Genomic DNA, 12,651 nt, shown 5'->3' with positions numbered 1-12,651 from the left:
GTTTTTGCGGGGGGAGTTGGGGGTTGATGCGGGGGGATTTGCTTGAGGTTGATCGCAAAAAAACAGGCGCCTTTTCAGGCGCCTGTTTTTACGATCGGTCAACGCGACGGCGGCACCCGGATATCCCCCGCCCGGCACTGGGTTTTCACGCCCTTGCCGCAGGCGCCGAATTGCAGGTCCTTGCCCATGCACACGCGCACTTCCGAGAGTTCCGGGCCGTTGCAGATCACGGCGATGCCGTCTGACGGGATGCCCGGATTGCTCTTGCGGAATAGGTCGGCAATTTCCTGCGCTTCGAAGTAATAAGAGCTACTGAACGGTTGCAGCTCTTGCGGGATTTTCACCGCGGCCACGGCTTTGTCTGCTTCGTCCAGATAGCCCATCGCGCCGAGGCCGCTGCAGGTGCCGTGCTTGCTCCATTCGTGATCGAGGAGTTTTTTGGTCGGGAACAGCGTCAGGCCTTTGGCCGTTTCGGCGGCCGACAGGTTGGTCAGCGGCGGGCAGGACTCCGGCCAGCCGCCCTTGGCGTATTGCGGCCACAGGCCATGCAGGACAAAACCATAGCCCTTGCCGGTGCATTGCGGGTCGTCCTTGTGGGTCAGGCAAAAGGTCGGCGACCAGGACAACGTCAGCAAGTAGTAATCGAATACCCCCGCCACCGATTCCGCCTTGCTGGCGGACGACTGGCGTGCCGAACTCAGGCCGATGCTACCGACCGTCAGCGCAATCAGCGCCATAATTGTAAAAAGCTTTTTCATGTTCCCGTTCCTTGGGACGCGTGCGTCCGTGGTTTCTGTGGTCTGACCATCACTTGGCCAGACGCTGATTGAGTCATGCCCGTGTTGCAAGCGCATGACGCAGGGCAAAACCTGCATTACTTTGAAAGGACTACGATGATGTTGAAATCACCACAGGGAACCGACATGAGTAAAGCAGACGAACTCGCCGCGAAACTCAAACAAACCCGGCACACCCATGCTGACGAAATCACCTGCGCTGAACTGGAGATCGATTGCTGGCCGGCTCAGGTTTACGCCTTGTATCACCGCATCGAGGGCTGGTTGCAACCGGTCACCGAAGTCGGCCTGAAAATCCGGCGCAATCCTACCCATGTTTGCGAAACTTCGCCGGATGGCGAGACCCACGACTACGCCATCGACCAGTTGATCATCGAAGCCAACCATCACAGCCTGACGTTCGATCCTATCGCCCGTTTCACCGAAGACGGCTCGGGGCGCGTGCAAATCGTCCTGCCGGGGCGCGAAGCATCGCTGCTGCGCACGGTTGATGAACACGGCGAAAGCCATTGGTGGTTGCAGACGCTCGAGACCGGGCAACAGCTGGATGCGATTGCGTTGACGGAAAACAACCTGCTGTTGGTAGTCCAGGAAGGGCTCGGTCTGTAGGTTGAACCTGACACAACTGTAATCCGCGCCTCAGCCAGCTGAAAGCTGCCGCTGGTTAGCCTCCCCGTCATTAGTCAAACGGGGACTTCCAGCGCATGCCTTCCACCACCTCAAGACGCACCTTCGTCAAAGGCCTCGCCGCCAGCGGTCTGCTCGGCGGCCTCGGCCTGTGGCGCACGCCGGTCTGGGCCTTGAACAGCCCTGGCCAGGTGAACGAGTTAAGCGGCACCGACTTCGAGCTGTTCATCGGTGAAACCCCGGTCAACTTCACCGGCCAGCCCCGTACCGCCCTGACCATCAACGGCAGCCTGCCCGGCCCGCTGCTGCGCTGGCGCGAAGGCGACACCGTGACGCTGCGGGTGCGCAACCGGCTCAAGGACAGTACGTCGATCCACTGGCACGGCATTCTGCTGCCGGCCAACATGGACGGCGTGCCGGGCCTGAGTTTCAAGGGCATTGAGCCGGGTGGCGTGTATGTCTATCAGTTCAAGGTTCGCCAGCACGGCACTTATTGGTATCACAGCCATTCCGGCTTGCAGGAACAGGCCGGCGTCTATGGGCCGCTGGTGATCGACGCCCGGGAACCGGAGCCGTTCCAGTACGACCGCGACTACGTGGTGATGCTCAGCGACTGGACCGACGAAGACCCGGCCAGCCTGATGAAGACCCTGAAAAAGCAGTCCGACTACTACAACTGCCACAAGCGCACCGTCGGCGATTTCATCCATGACGTCGGCGAAAAAGGCTGGGGCGCCACCGTCGCCGATCGCACGATGTGGGCGCAGATGAAGATGAATCCCACCGACATCGCCGACGTCAGCGGTGCCACGTACACCTTCCTGATGAACGGCCACGCGCCCGATTCCAACTGGACCGGCCTGTTCCGCCCCGGCGAAAAGCTGCGGCTGCGGCTGATCAACGGCTCGGCCATGACCTACTTCGACGTGCGCATCCCCGGATTGAAAATGACCGTGGTCGCCGCCGACGGCCTGCACGTCAAACCGGTCAGCGTCGACGAGTTGCGCATCGCCGTGGCGGAAACCTATGACGTGATCGTCGAACCCGCCGCCGACGCCTACACCCTGTTCGCCCAGGCCATGGATCGCACCGGTTACGCCCGAGGCACCCTCGCCGCCCGCGCCGGATTGTCGGCCCCGGTACCGGCGCTGGACCCGCGCCCGCTGGTGACCATGGACGACATGGGTATGGGCGGCATGGATCATGGTTCGATGGACATGAGCGGCATGGATCACTCGAGCATGAACATGGGCCCGATGCAGTCGCACCCCGACAGCGAAAAGGACAACCCGCTGGTGGACATGCAAGCCATGACCACCGCCGCGAAACTCCACGACCCTGGCCTCGGCCTGCGCAACAATAGTCGCCGCGTGTTGACCTACGCCGACCTGCGCAGCACTTTCGAAGACCCGGACGGCCGCGACCCGAGCCGCACCATCGAGCTGCACCTCACCGGCCACATGGAGAAATTCGCCTGGTCGTTCAACGGCATCAAGTTCTCCGATGCCGAGCCGCTGCTGTTGAAGTACGGCGAGCGGATCCGCCTGGTGCTGGTCAACGACACGATGATGACCCACCCCATTCACCTGCACGGCATGTGGAGCGATCTGGAAGACGAAAACGGCGACTTCCAGGTGCGCAAACACACCATCGACATGCCGCCCGGCACCCGCCGCAGTTACCGCGTGACGGCTGATGCGCTCGGCCGTTGGGCCTATCACTGCCATCTCCTGTACCACATGGAAATGGGCATGTTCCGCGAAGTGCGGGTGGAAGAATGAGGACGCCGACCATGACTCGATTTGCCGCGTTTTCGTTGTCCCTTCTTTCGATGGCTCCGGCATTCGCCGCCAGCGACATGCAGGGCATGGATCACAGCCAGATGGCTGATATGCAAAGCATGGACGACGGCATGATGCAGCCCGCCGCGCCGACCGAAAGCCGCACGCCGATCCCGGCACTGACCGACGCCGATCGCGCCGCCGTGTTCACCAGCCACGCCGGGCATCAAGTGCACGACAGCGCCATCAACACTTACTTTCTCGCCGACAAACTCGAATGGCAGGACGCTGACGATGCCAGCACCCTGGCCTGGGATTTGTCCGGCTGGATCGGCGGCGACATCGATCGGCTGTGGCTGCGCTCCGAGGGCGAACGCAGCAACGGCAAGACCGAAGATGCGGAAATCCAGGCGCTGTGGGGCCACGCGATTTCGCCGTGGTGGGACGTGGTCAGCGGCGTGCGCCAGGACTTCAAACCCGGCGCTCCGCAAACCTGGGCCGCGTTCGGCCTGCAGGGCATGGCGCTGTACAACTTCGAAGCCGAAGCCACGGCGTTCCTGGGCGAAAACGGTCAGAGTGCGGTGCGGCTGGAGGGCGACTACGACATCCTGCTGACCAATCGCCTGATCCTGCAGCCGACCGCCGAACTCAACGTCTACGGCAAAAACGACCCGCAACGCGGGATTGGCTCGGGCCTCGCGAACACCGAAGCCGGGCTGCGCCTGCGCTATGAAATCCGCCGCGAATTCGCGCCCTACATCGGCGTGACCTGGAACCGCACCTACGGCCACACCGCCGATTACGCACGGGAAGAAGGCGAGGATCGCAGCGAAGCGCGACTCGTCCTCGGCGTGCGGCTGTGGTTCTAAATCCAATCAAAAAACAACCCAGAGGTCTTGCATGCGCACATTGAAAATCTCCCTCGTCCTCGCCAGCGGTTTGCTCTTCAGCTCCTTGGCCCAGGCCCATCCGAAACTGCTGTCGTCGACCCCGGCCGAAGGTGCCGACGGCGCGGCGCCCGGCAAGATCGAACTGCGGTTTTCGGAGGATCTGCTGACCCAGTTCTCCGGCGCCAAACTGGTCATGACCGAAATGCCGGGCATGGCCCACTCGCCCATGCCGATGAAGGCCAAAGTCAGCGCCGGCAGCGACCCGAAAACCATGCTCGTCACCCCGCTCTCGCCCTTGCCGGCCGGCACTTACAAGGTCGAATGGCGCGCGGTATCGTCGGACACGCACCCGATCACCGGCAACGTCACGTTCAAAGTGAAGTGAGCGATGGCTGAACTGATCAACATCCTCCTGCGTCTGGCGTTGTATGTGGATTTGCTGCTGTTGTTCGGGCTGGCGTTGTTCGGGCGGTACAGCGTTGACGCGGTGCTGCGGTTTCGGCCGATGCTGCGCGGGATGGCGTTGATCGGAGCACTGCTTTCAGTGGCGGGACTGGTGCTGATGACCCGCGCCATGAGTGGCGAAACGGAGTTCGCGGCGCTGTGGCCGCATCTGCAAATGATGGTGCTGGAAACCGACGTAGGGCTGGCGTGGGCGCTGCGGATGATTGCGCTGATTGCCGTGATGATCTGGCCGGGATTGTGGCTGGCATCGATGGCCGGCGCCGTCGCCCTCGCCTCCCTGGCCTGGAGCGGACACGGCGCGATGGATAACGCGTGGCACCTGCTCAGCGACATCCTGCACCTGCTGGCGGCGGGTGCGTGGCTGGGCGCCATGCTCGCGTTGATCTTGATGTCGCGGCTCGGCGCACTTCGCAGCGAGGCGCGCATTCGTTCGCTGGCCGATTCCGTCAAACGCTTCGAAGGCGTCGGCGCGGCGATTGTACTCATCCTCTCGGTCACCGGCGTGGCGAATTACCTGTTCATCGTCGGTCCGACACTGGGCGAAATCCTGCTCGGCACCTACGGCATTCTGCTGTCGATCAAAGTTGTGTTGTTCGGGGGCATGCTGGTGCTGGCCGCGTTGAACCGCTTCCACCTCGGGCCGTTGCTCGAACAATCGTTGCGCGCCGGGCAACATCAAGTGGCGGCCAATGCCTTGCGCCGCAGCGTGGCATTGGAGCTGATGATTGCGCTGTTGATCGTGGGACTGGTGGCGTGGCTGGGCACGTTGAGCCCGGAGCCGGGATGACACCCGGCAAACGCATTCACTACACTGGCCCGCACTCCCACTGCACAAGCCCGATCTCCATGACAATTCCAAAAAGCAAGATGATCTTCTGCGGCCTGCTGGCCATGGCCGGCGCCGCTCAGGCACAAGAACCGGCCTCGCACCTCGACACCGTTCAGCAACAAGGCCAGTTGCGCGTCTGCACCACCGGCGACTACAAGCCCTACACCTTCAAACGCCCGGACGGCGGATTCGAAGGCATCGACATCGCCATGGCGCAATCCCTGGCCGACAGCCTCGGCGTCAAGGTCGAATGGGTGCAGACCACCTGGAAAACCCTGATGCCGGACATGCAGGCCGGCAAATGCGACATCGGCGTCGGCGGCATCTCGGTAACCCTCGAACGCCAGAAAAAAGCCTTCTTCAGCAACACCCTCGACGTCGACGGCAAGATCCCGCTGGTGCGCTGTGCCGACCAGTCCAAATACCAGACCATCGACCAGATCAACCAGCCAAACGTGCGCCTGGTCGAACCCGCCGGCGGCACCAACGAAGCCTTCGTCCACGCGTTCCTGCCCAAGGCGCAACTTGCGTTGCACGACAACGTGACGATCTTCGAACAACTGCTCGACAACAAGGCCGACGTGATGATCACCGACGCCTCCGAAGCCCTCTACCAACAAAAACTCAAACCCGGCCTGTGCGCCGTCAACCCGAGCCAGTTCATGCAATACGGCGAAAAAGCCTACCTGCTGCCGCGCGACGACATCAGCTGGAAACTCTACGTCGACCAGTGGCTGCACCTGAGCAAAGTCACCGGTAAATACCAGAAAGTCCTGAGCGAATGGATCGCCGTACCCGCGGCTCAGTGACCCTCAATCGTCATGCATCAGGCCGGAGCTGTACTGGTTGAAACTGTTACCGATATTGCTCCCGCCGAACTTCAACGTATTCACATTACGCGCCTCCGGCGACTGACAGTCGCTGGAGAAACAACTGGTGGTGGTCAAGCCTCCGGAACCGGAACAGGCGGTTAGAACCGAGACGGTTGCGACGATCAACAGCGCTTTGAGTGGATTGTTCATGGTGTGTGGCGCTCGGGTGGGGTCGGGATCTTGTAGAGGGATCGTAGGCCTGTGCGGGTGGCGGGAAGATGAAACTTGCGGGGGTTTCAGCGTGGGTTCAGGTTCGGCCTTTCACAAAGGTTTACATCGGCTTTGCAGTTCGCTCGGTATAGTTTTTTGCAACTTACGAGACCTAGAGCACACGCAATGCCGTCGACCAGCCACTTGGTAAATCCTGACCTGATAAAGATTCGACGGCTGTTCACAACGCCCCTCGCCAGCATCCAGTACCCCGATGCCGCAAAACTAAATTCCCAACTGAAAACCATCATCACAACTCGCATGGCGCAAGATCGTAGCGGCACCCAGCGCAGCAACGACGGCGGCTGGCAGTCCGCGAACGACTTCCATGAATGGGGCGAAGAAGCCAGCGACGCTCTCGTGAAGTTCGCCAAAGCGTTCGCCGTGCAAATGACGGCAGTGCACAGCGAACAATTCGGACTGACCGAACCGAGTTTCGAATGGAAACTCAACGCCTGGGCCAACGTAAATACCGCCGGCCACAGCAACGCCCTCCACGGACATCCGGGCGCCTTCTGGTCAGGCGTCTACTGGGTGGACGCCGGCGGCCGAGAAGACGACCCGACCGTCGGCGGCGACCTGGAATTCGCCGACCCCGCGGCATGGTCGCCTCCACCTACAACCCCGCGCTGCGAATGCGCGTCGAAGACTGCATCACCGCCGGCTTCAGTAGCACCTGCGCCGCCAGCAGCGGCACCTTCATCATGTTTCCGTCTTGGTTGATGCACTCGGTTCGACGGTTTGAAGGGACGAGACCACGGATTTCGATTGCGTTTAATTTTGGTGCTTGAGCCACAGAAAAGCGGCCCTCCGCGACAGAGGGCCGCAACGACCTACTTCGGCTCGACGTTATCCAACGCCTGATTCACCGCCAAAGACCCCAACATCACCAACTGCGCAATGCCGATGGCGGTTTTGCGGTGGGCGGATTCCAGGGTGGCGGCGAAGTTGTTGAGCATTTCGGAGGCTGATCCCAAGGACTCGCTGGCGTTGGCGAGCAGGGATTCGGTGTCGTAGGCCGGGTTGGCGAAGTACATCGGGTCATGTTGGGTGTGGCTGCCCATGATCCGTTGCTGCGGGGTGAGGTAGTGATCGAGCGCGCGTTCGGCGGCTTCGTTCAGGGTTCGTGAATCGGGGAATTTGTAGGGGGAAACCGGATCGGTTTCTGGTGGGTTGGGTGTTGGTTTGAACATGAAGTAACTCCCGACGGATAAGAGGTTAGGAGCCGCCACCTTCGCTACCAAACTAGGGTGGAGGCCATACGCAGGTTGGTAGACCGGCCGTCAGGAACCCCGGCGCATCCTAAGATGCCCTGCGCATGACCACCATAAAACGAAGGCACTGAAAGCCTCCGCAAGACAGTAGTCTTGTGCTTCTGACGGAATCCGGGCTACCAAACCCGATCACCGGTTTTCAGTGACCCAGGAACGATAAAACCGCCGTGCTAGAGGCACAAGCCGGCGGATTCTGTCTTAGGTGTAGGGGGTGGCGCAAGGATGTGTAGGGCCGAAGTAGTGTCAGAGAGCTTCGTTTAAACACACTCAAATTTTGCTGTTTAGATGGATAACCAACACCGCGCACGTCGCCGTCAGGCAACCACCAAAGCAACTCTGATACAGTCGGCGCCAGCTAATCCGTTGACAGGGAGTCAAACATGGCAAAGCCCGCTGCACGCATCACCGATCCCACCAGTTGCCCCATCCCCGGACACGGCCCCAAAGCCATTGCCTCCGGATCCCCCGACGTGTTCTTCGACGGACTCGCCGCCGCCCGAAAAGACGACACCTGCACCTGCGGCAGCGCACTCGCCTCTGCCGTGTCCAGCACCGTATTCATCAACGGCAGAAATGCCGCGCTGGTTGGCACAGTCCGTAAAAAATGGGGACGGATTTATTTACCACTTAAAACAAATAAATCTGTTCCCTTTTCGGTACGTACCCCACAGACGATCTATTGGACAGGCTAGCTGGACTACCAATTAGCTCCATCACCCCAGTTCTATCACGACCTACCGGTGCTACCTCCTTTCAAAATAGTGTCGTAGGTGAGCAACGATTCAAATCTATGGTATGAATAGTGGCACTCTGACCAATCAGGGCATCAGGAAGAAGCCATGCTAGTACACGTAGTACCCATTTTAAGTAGCCCTTACGTATCTATGACTTATTGGGAATGGTGCCTTCCACACGCCTGTAATTCAGATTCTGTGTGCAAACAACCTTCGATAGATGAATACTGAGATCTAAATATAGTATGACCCTAATTATAGCTGGCTACGAGCACACCAAATCATTCGACTACACTCAATATTCGGATGATAAAAACTCAACATATACCCCCGAAATGGAGCCAGTAGGGCTTTTTGTTGTTGCGGATAGCGCCATCACAAACCATACGAATGCCAGAACTATTCTCAACGGATTTAGAAAAACGCACAGTATAGAAGTAAAGCTATGGAAACCTCACTTTACGCCAGACGGATCCTTTAGAGATTACAACGAAGTCCATGAAACAAACAACACGTTCCTAAGCTTTGCTGGGAGCACTCTGACAGCACAACACATAATAAATAGCATTACAACTCACCTACAAAGTCTTAGGATAAGTTTCAAGCGTCACGAAAGAGATCACTCCATTATTTACACTGCAATCAGGCACTGCCAACCTAACCCTCTGCACACCCCGAGCCAAGTTTCGCATTGGGATGATGATACATTTCTGAACAGGGATTTCGAGGGTTTGCTTACCGGCGAGTTAATCGCCGAGACCATTGAATACTCAATGAATGACGCATTGAAGTCTGCTTCCAGATACAAACTTGATATTGAAGAATTTCAGGCCATGCATACCGAAATCGTGGCAGGGGTATGGTGCCCTGTGAAGAAGCGTCACGAACTTTACGTTTACCGCATGGACAACAAACGTGGGGAAGACGGCGTTTTAATCCCCTTCACGGTGAAATCGTTAGTGCCCACCAATGAAGTAGTTGTATTGGGTATGCGAAAAGAATTCGAGACCGAAGCCAAATTAAGATTTTCAAACTCTCTTTCCTCATTTATCCCACCCGCGAATACCATGTTGGAATTTCTACGGGAGGCAATTCGATCTGTAGAGGCTCAAGGCCAAAATGGAATCGCATTTCCAGCATCAAAGACAACAATGGATCGCTATAGAATCATAAAAAACGTTTATCAGGAATAAACTCGACAATAGGGGACAGCTTTATTTATTAAAAATCATTCTTGAAAAATAAATCCGCCCCCTTTCGCTTGTTCCCTTACTTTGCTAGCCTAGGTGAGCGTGGCGTAGCGAATGAGCAATCATGATACGCTCCCATAAGAATAGCTTGCATCAATCGACATCGAATATTAATGAAGCTCACCTTAACCTGGCGAAATTGATTGCTCATATTTGGATATTAATCCAATCAAATTAATAGCAATACCCGAAGTTTTTTATACAGATCAATTCAATCCGTGACATCTTTTTCCAGTGGTAGATCTAAGCCTAATGCTTTTAACTCTTCTCTCTTTCTGGCCACGTATATTTTCTTGACTTCATCAGGCACGTCATAGGTATCACCCCCAAGTAAATAGACTACACTTGGTTTCATATTGTGAAACATCGAACCATTTTTCTGCACCTTGGCCATAAGGATTGCTGCATGATGCGGCAACTTATTGTTAGCTAGATAAGGCTTACTCTGGCCCACGAGGCAGGTTCGCTTATGTAGCTTTTCGAAAACCTTATAGGATCGATTTACATCCACCCCCAGGAACCTATCCAATACAGAATTGGTGCCAGCGACAGCAATACCTACGCGGGACAAGGCCGACTCGTAACTTTTTCCTGACTCACTCCACTGGTAGTAAGTGCTGTATAACACGCCTAAGGAGTTTCCCAGTTCGTCATATAACTTCTCAAGACTGGAGTACCCTACCTGCTTGAATAATCGTCTTGTTTCTGAACCAACGAGTATAAGTGTCTGGAACAACTTGGCGCCAAAAAAATCTGCAAAAACCTCCAGGGCCAAATCATCTTTCGCATTGTTATTATCAGGGGAATGCCTGACAAGATCATGTCTATTCAGAACGTGTGCAGCCTCATGACACCCTATGAGCAATATCAGACAAGCGTCTTCCAAGCTAAGCACCTCCTTATACCCTATATCGGTTGAATATACGGCAACAGGAACTCCTTCATAAGCAGTGGCAAACGTTTTATAACCGGAAATTCGATATTTGAATTTGTGGCTTCCGTTGAAAAAACGCTCAATATCTAACGCCATAGCTTGTATTAAATGGCCTCCATCAAACATCTTAAACCTCATTGTAATAAAAACATTTTAACAAAAATTCGGGGCTAACAAAAAAAAGGGGAATTCTTATCACCAAAAATTAGCAACCAAACCTACCCCCCTTTCCAACTCATTTATCAACCTAATATTTCTCGATGCTTAAATGCAAATTGCAAAACTCCGATGCACCTGGCAAGTCAGGAAAAAGAGTTGAATGACTTATGTTCATTCTATTCAAATAACGCAGGCACTCGCTCGTGTCTTTATTCGGAATCACAACTTTCATGACACGCATATCTCGAATACTTGCATCTGTATTTGTATGAACCCACGTTTCAAGATCTATATTATTCGGCCCCCGAGTAAACAACCCCCGCTGGCTAACCAGCCGCTTATTTTCATCACTTAGCGGCTTTACAATTTTTACCGTTTGCTTTCGCCCATTAACCAGCGGAACGCTAACATCATGATTTATTTTTTCGTTTATAGATTTTATCGACCCCTGAGAAATCGCGTGAATACTAAAAAACTCCGAATCCATTGCACTCGCATTACTAGCTGCAAAAAACAGAGCGACAAAGGGCGATTCAGTCCAGTCAAGCAGTGGTGTCGCAAGCCCGTGATGCTGCCCAAGAGCCCACCAATCATTGTCATCTTCCAACTTAATCGGAGAGGATCCCCGGCGCCCTCTCGTCTCAAACTTGAACCGTTCCAAATGGGCGCCGCGCTTATAAGAAGTCGGATCTTTTATTAACCTGTCTAGAGTCGGCTCCAGCTTCCAGGAACTATCACCATGCCCCCGATAGACGTACGTTGTAAAGTTAAGCATTTCCTGACTTACAAAATCGGAAAAATACTTCCACGAGCTTAGCTTGTACTCAGCCACACCATTTTTATACTTTTTCAATGCCCATCTTGCAGTTCTGGCCATTCTTTATCTCACAACCCTTTTCGCATCATGCAAAGACAATAGGGGACAGATTTATTTACCTCATCCACACAAATAATTAATAAGCCCTTCTTATCACCTCTGCGTTCTACGAAGTAATCAACCATTTTTTAAAACGACTCAACAGGCTTTTTAGCCTCAGCCAAAATCTTATTCGCCTCTAACCGCGGAAACGTAAACCGAATAATCATCCCCGAATCCGCGCCTTGCCCCGCCATCACCAACTCAGCGGATCGAATATTCTCCGGCGCAGCAGCCAACGCACTAACAGCATTGGTCTGCCCTTTAGCATTCAACCCTTCAAGAAAGGTATAAGTCAGATTCCCCGCCGCCAGACCAACCTGTTCAAAATTGGAAATCTTCGTCGTCAGCTCTTCAGTGCTTCTCGATTTTCTCGCGGTATCAAACATATCCAGGATGGATTTCTCATCGCTCATGGAAACCAGCGTGAATGATTTGGAAAGCCCCGCGATGGCTTTTACGTACAGGTTCTGATCGAACGGGCTGATGAGTGAAACCATCATCAGCTTGTCCCCGGAGAAGATCAGCGCGACGGTGAATTTCTCTTCCAGGAAATCCACATCATCGATGCATCGCGCGGTTCCACCGACGTCTTCGGAGCAGTCGTAGTAACCGGCAGCTTCGGTAAATTTTGCGAGTGGGGTTTGGTAGACGTAGTTCTTGAACAGCTTTTCTTCGGCGAAAGCCCCTTGGGTGGAGGCAAGCAGGGCGCCGGCGACGAGTACAGATGATGCGAGTTTTTTCAGCATGGGATCCCTTCCTCACTCTTATTGATAGCCCGATGCTATCAGCCCATTTCGTGGCTGTCTCGCCTAATCCCACACTTGATGAGGTTGTATTTCCGCCGGATATCACTGAGCCCGACCGGTCATTCCTGATAAACTCCCCCACCTCCCAGCCACACCGATTCCGT

The 12,651-nt window shown here is 55.3% G+C and carries 15 protein-coding genes and 1 pseudogene; 10 read left to right on the top strand and 6 right to left on the bottom strand.

Features of this window, described 5'->3' with window-relative positions:
• Window positions 1–98 precede the first annotated feature (98 nt).
• Window positions 99–758 (bottom strand): ribonuclease T2, encoded by a 660-nt coding sequence (locus K5E37_RS29060; protein ID WP_221535803.1) that lies wholly within the window; start codon window positions 756–758, stop codon window positions 99–101.
• 165 nt (window positions 759–923) lie between these two features.
• Between K5E37_RS29060 and K5E37_RS29055 the strand changes: the two genes are divergently transcribed.
• The 6 genes from K5E37_RS29055 (at window position 924) to K5E37_RS29030 (ending at window position 6,198) form a co-directional block, all read left to right on the top strand.
• Window positions 924–1,406, top strand: coding sequence for a hypothetical protein (locus K5E37_RS29055; protein ID WP_045121792.1), 483 nt, complete (start codon window positions 924–926; stop codon window positions 1,404–1,406).
• Window positions 1,407–1,501: 95 nt separating this feature from the next.
• Window positions 1,502–3,205, top strand: a complete 1,704-nt coding sequence (locus K5E37_RS29050) for a copper resistance system multicopper oxidase (RefSeq protein ID WP_221535802.1) — start codon at window positions 1,502–1,504, stop codon at window positions 3,203–3,205.
• 11 nt (window positions 3,206–3,216) lie between these two features.
• On the top strand, window positions 3,217–4,074 hold the full coding sequence (locus K5E37_RS29045) for a copper resistance protein B (protein WP_221535801.1): 858 nt from the start codon (window positions 3,217–3,219) through the stop codon (window positions 4,072–4,074).
• Window positions 4,075–4,105: 31 nt separating this feature from the next.
• The gene (copC, locus tag K5E37_RS29040) at window positions 4,106–4,480 is read left to right on the top strand and encodes a copper homeostasis periplasmic binding protein CopC (protein WP_221535800.1); all 375 of its coding nucleotides are present in this window, start codon (window positions 4,106–4,108) and stop codon (window positions 4,478–4,480) included.
• A 3-nt stretch (window positions 4,481–4,483) separates the two neighbouring features.
• Window positions 4,484–5,347: a copper homeostasis membrane protein CopD gene (copD, locus tag K5E37_RS29035; protein ID WP_221535799.1), complete on the top strand. Its 864-nt coding sequence runs from the start codon at window positions 4,484–4,486 to the stop codon at window positions 5,345–5,347.
• A 59-nt stretch (window positions 5,348–5,406) separates the two neighbouring features.
• The gene (locus K5E37_RS29030) at window positions 5,407–6,198 is read left to right on the top strand and encodes a transporter substrate-binding domain-containing protein (protein WP_221535798.1); all 792 of its coding nucleotides are present in this window, start codon (window positions 5,407–5,409) and stop codon (window positions 6,196–6,198) included.
• Window positions 6,199–6,201: 3 nt separating this feature from the next.
• On the opposite strand, the gene K5E37_RS29025 is transcribed toward K5E37_RS29030, so the two are convergent.
• Window positions 6,202–6,411, bottom strand: coding sequence for a hypothetical protein (locus tag K5E37_RS29025; protein WP_103387147.1), 210 nt, complete (start codon window positions 6,409–6,411; stop codon window positions 6,202–6,204).
• Window positions 6,412–6,597: 186 nt separating this feature from the next.
• Here K5E37_RS29025 and K5E37_RS29020 point away from each other — a divergent pair, with 186 nt between their 5' ends.
• Together K5E37_RS29020 and K5E37_RS29790 are read left to right on the top strand one after the other, a co-directional pair.
• Window positions 6,598–7,194, top strand: a complete 597-nt coding sequence (locus tag K5E37_RS29020; RefSeq protein ID WP_260404620.1) for a 2OG-Fe(II) oxygenase family protein — start codon at window positions 6,598–6,600, stop codon at window positions 7,192–7,194.
• Window positions 7,176–7,262 (top strand): putative 2OG-Fe(II) oxygenase, encoded by an 87-nt coding sequence (locus K5E37_RS29790; protein WP_409348109.1) that lies wholly within the window; start codon window positions 7,176–7,178, stop codon window positions 7,260–7,262. Before K5E37_RS29020 ends, K5E37_RS29790 begins: the two co-directional genes overlap by 19 nt.
• Window positions 7,263–7,304: 42 nt before the next feature.
• Here K5E37_RS29790 and K5E37_RS29015 read toward each other — a convergent pair whose 3' ends face one another.
• Complete coding sequence (locus K5E37_RS29015) at window positions 7,305–7,664, bottom strand: DUF6124 family protein (protein ID WP_221535797.1); 360 nt, start codon at window positions 7,662–7,664, stop codon at window positions 7,305–7,307.
• A 461-nt stretch (window positions 7,665–8,125) separates the two neighbouring features.
• On the opposite strand from K5E37_RS29015, the pseudogene K5E37_RS29010 reads away from it, so the two are divergent.
• Together K5E37_RS29010 and K5E37_RS29005 are read left to right on the top strand one after the other, a co-directional pair.
• Window positions 8,126–8,341 (top strand): annotated as a pseudogene (locus K5E37_RS29010) (PAAR domain-containing protein); the annotation flags it as partial.
• 383 nt (window positions 8,342–8,724) lie between these two features.
• Complete coding sequence (locus K5E37_RS29005; RefSeq protein WP_221535796.1) at window positions 8,725–9,672, top strand: hypothetical protein; 948 nt, start codon at window positions 8,725–8,727, stop codon at window positions 9,670–9,672.
• A gap of 268 nt (window positions 9,673–9,940) precedes the next feature.
• Here K5E37_RS29005 and K5E37_RS29000 read toward each other — a convergent pair whose 3' ends face one another.
• The 3 genes from K5E37_RS29000 to K5E37_RS28990 form a co-directional block, all read right to left on the bottom strand.
• Window positions 9,941–10,789 (bottom strand): hypothetical protein, encoded by an 849-nt coding sequence (locus K5E37_RS29000; RefSeq protein ID WP_221535795.1) that lies wholly within the window; start codon window positions 10,787–10,789, stop codon window positions 9,941–9,943.
• A gap of 121 nt (window positions 10,790–10,910) precedes the next feature.
• Window positions 10,911–11,699 carry an FRG domain-containing protein gene (locus K5E37_RS28995; RefSeq protein WP_221535794.1) on the bottom strand — a complete coding sequence of 263 codons (789 nt, stop codon included), beginning with the start codon at window positions 11,697–11,699 and terminating at the stop codon, window positions 10,911–10,913.
• A gap of 128 nt (window positions 11,700–11,827) precedes the next feature.
• Complete coding sequence (locus tag K5E37_RS28990) at window positions 11,828–12,487, bottom strand: hypothetical protein (protein WP_221535793.1); 660 nt, start codon at window positions 12,485–12,487, stop codon at window positions 11,828–11,830.
• Between the last annotated feature and the right edge of the window lie 164 nt (window positions 12,488–12,651).

The organism is Pseudomonas sp. RIT778 (genome assembly GCF_019718735.1).
GTDB classification, from domain to species: domain Bacteria; phylum Pseudomonadota; class Gammaproteobacteria; order Pseudomonadales; family Pseudomonadaceae; genus Aquipseudomonas; species Aquipseudomonas aphyarum.
The sequence above is the reverse complement of the archived record's forward strand: the minus strand, read 5'-3'. Positions and strand labels throughout refer to the sequence as shown.